This is a genomic window from Microcystis sp. M49636_WE2, from assembly GCF_030065375.1.
Lineage (GTDB): Bacteria > Cyanobacteriota > Cyanobacteriia > Cyanobacteriales > Microcystaceae > Microcystis > Microcystis aeruginosa_C.
The window spans coordinates 1-2,753 of the sequence record NZ_JASJFG010000997.1; the positions used below are offsets into that span (position 1 = coordinate 1).

At 47.3% G+C, this 2,753-nt stretch carries 3 protein-coding genes; all 3 read left to right on the top strand.

Features of this window, described 5'->3' with window-relative positions; all coding sequences use genetic code 11:
* Positions 1-219: 219 nt before the first annotated feature.
* The 3 genes from PX484_RS22890 to PX484_RS22900 all read left to right on the top strand — a co-directional run bounded on the left by PX484_RS22890 (position 220) and on the right by PX484_RS22900 (position 2,561).
* A complete protein-coding gene (locus PX484_RS22890; protein ID WP_004163699.1) occupies positions 220-963 on the top strand; it encodes a HEAT repeat domain-containing protein in 744 nt (247 codons plus the stop codon).
* Complete coding sequence (locus PX484_RS22895) at positions 947-1,564, top strand: flavin prenyltransferase UbiX (protein ID WP_159247621.1); 618 nt, start codon at positions 947-949, stop codon at positions 1,562-1,564. The genes PX484_RS22890 and PX484_RS22895 overlap by 17 nt, the downstream gene beginning before the upstream one ends.
* Before the next feature lie 382 nt (positions 1,565-1,946).
* Complete coding sequence (locus PX484_RS22900) at positions 1,947-2,561, top strand: LapA family protein (RefSeq protein WP_004163697.1); 615 nt, start codon at positions 1,947-1,949, stop codon at positions 2,559-2,561.
* Positions 2,562-2,753 lie beyond the last annotated feature (192 nt).

The following is a 2,753-nucleotide window of genomic DNA, read 5'->3' on the forward strand; positions in this document are numbered from 1 at the left end:
AATTTGCCCTGTATTTACTTTCTAGTCTGCTAGGTTTTGTAAATGCAAGAATAGGCGGTGAGAATGCGTCTTAGCTTATCAGTGATGATACGGGCTGCCTATCTTCGCTCGGATTTGGATCTTCAGTTCACTGATAACTGATAAGTCTCCCGAACCAGCAATTACTTTTTGATTTTGGGCTTGACGTAAGCGGTCACGGATTAAGATAATCTAACAAGTATGTACGACAATGAAATCCTAGACCCTAGCAACTCCTTAAATAATCCTCTCGATGGGAGCGATCCGGATCAAGCAGCGGAAATCCCCCCCGATCCAGAGGAAATGCTCTCATTGCTTACTTCTGATCATCTGAGCGAGAGAATGATCGCGGCCCGCGCCTTTTGTGAATTGCGTGACGAAAGAGCGATCGCTCCTTTACTAGAGATGTTAAGCGATGTCTGTCCCCTAGTGCGTGTCAGTGTCGCCTACGCTTTGGGCCGAAATCCCAGTCTTAGCGCCGTGGAGCCTTTAATCGATCTACTGGCCAGAGATTGGAATGGTTACGTCAGAAAAGGGGTAGTTTGGGCCCTGGGTAACTGTGGCGACCGCAGAGCGATCGAGCCTTTGGTTCATGCTCTCAAAACCGATATTTCGGCGGTGCGATTATGGGCCGCCAGTAGTTTGGCCCAGATTGCCAAGGTCAATTATGAAGATATCATCACCGTGTTGCCGCCTTTAATTGAAGGATTGCGCCGAGATTTAATCGCAGCGGTGCGGAGTAATTGCGCTTGGTCAATTGGTCAATTATGCCGAGAATTGCCCTTCAATGTGATTTATGCCACGGCGATCGATGCTTTGATCGAGGCCTTGGTGGAAGATGAGGATTTAGGTGTCAAGGAAGATGCGAGAGGTGCTTTATTAAAAGTGGGCGACCCGAGAGGATTACAATTGATCGAGGAATTAGAGCTTGAAGGAATTATCTAAACCGCTAATTTTGGGCGTTACGGGGGCATCAGGGCTGATTTATGCCGTGCGTACCCTCAAATATCTACTTTTAGCCGACTACACGATCGATCTAGTGGCTTCCAAATCAGCTTACACTGTCTGGCAAGCGGAAGATCAGACGCGGATGCCTCCAGAACCGGAACTGCAAGAACAATTTTGGCGCAGCCAATGCGGGGTGATGGAAAGGGGAAAATTACGCTGTCATCGTTGGGGGGATGTGGGGGCAACGATCGCCAGTGGTTCCTATCGCACCCTTGGTATGGTAATTATTCCCTGTAGCATGAGTACAGTGGCTAAATTAGCGGGGGGGTTAAGTTCCGATTTGCTAGAAAGAGCGGCGGATGTGCAGATTAAGGAGGGCAGAAAATTGGTTTTAGTGCCGCGAGAAACCCCTTTTAGTTTAATTCATCTGCGTAATTTAACCACTTTAGCCGAGGCGGGCGTTAGAATTGTGCCAGCAATACCGGCATGGTATCACCATCCCCAATCGATCGAGGATTTGGTCGATTTTGTCATCGCTCGTACTCTCGATCAGTTAGATATCGATTGTGTGGCCATTAATCGCTGGCAAGGACATTAACAGTTATCAGTTATCAGTGATCAGTGGATAGTGGACAGTGGTTAGTGGTTAGTGGGAAAGCATCTCATTTATGCAAGTGAGTAATTATACTTATCCATAAAACTGGTTTCTAGCAAGGCTTTCAAAATAGCTTGACATAAAAACCTGATTGAGATGCTCCCGTGGTTAGTTAGTGGTTAGGGACCTGCGCTTTGATAATGTACCTTTTGGGCGAACGCAGTTCGCCCCTACATTGTGGACAAAATCCGTTACTGTAGGGGCGCAAAGCTTGCGCCCTCCGATCGATTGGGATATTATTCCCACGCAAGTCCCTTAGTGATTGATCACTGATCACTGTTTACTGATCACTGTTTACTGAATCACTGAATCAAGGGAGGTAAAAATGGGCTGGATTATGGTCTTATTTGCGATCGCTGTGGGCGGATTACTGATCTGGCAGAATCTGGGGGCGATCACTTTGGTCTTTTTTGGCGGTATTATGACGGTAAAACTGCCCCTAGCGGTCTGGGTGTTACTTTTTACCCTAGCGGGAATTATCAGTGGTTTAACCCTGCAATTTCTCTATAGTTTTGGTCGTCCTGTGGCTGCCCCAAAAGCTTCCCCTCGTATAGGAAATAATCCTACAGTCCCACCGCCATCTCCCCGACCTACCTATATTCAAGATTCTGCTCCGTCTCCACCGAGTAACGATTGGGAAAGAGATAGCGGTGATGATTGGAATTTTGATACACCCCCCGAAAAACCGACGATCATTCAGGAGCGGGAAGAATTCCCGCCTAGGGTGGCTGATAGGGAAAAAGTTGATTTTGTCAAGCCTCCTAGTGACAGTTCTCAAACCGGCTCGGTTTATTCCTATAGTTACCGCACAGCCAAACAGACTCGCGGGGAAAAGGCCGATCAAGTGTACGATGTCAATTATCGGATTATTACACCCCCCGCCCAAGATCAAAACCAAGATCGGGAGGTAAACAAAGGGGATGAAGAGGAGTGGATTTAACTTTGACAGAGACAGAACCAGTGCTGATCAGCTAAAAATTGCTAAAAAGACGTTGACACTCCCCGCTCTAAAGAGACGGGGATTCTTGGTTCACAGAGATTACTTGCTTAGACAGAATTGCTTCTGAAAAAGTAGAGGTATTCTCTCCCCAAGCGTTTATTGGATCGAGCCCAAAGGTTCCGGTATGCCCTA

What these genes read in the sequence shown, in the direction of transcription:
- PX484_RS22890 (WP_004163699.1), top strand. Translation starts at nt 220, where the DNA reads ATGTACGACAATGAAATCCTAGACCCTAGCAACTCCTTAAATAATCCT.
- PX484_RS22900 (WP_004163697.1), top strand. Translation starts at nt 1,947, where the DNA reads ATGGGCTGGATTATGGTCTTATTTGCGATCGCTGTGGGCGGATTACTG.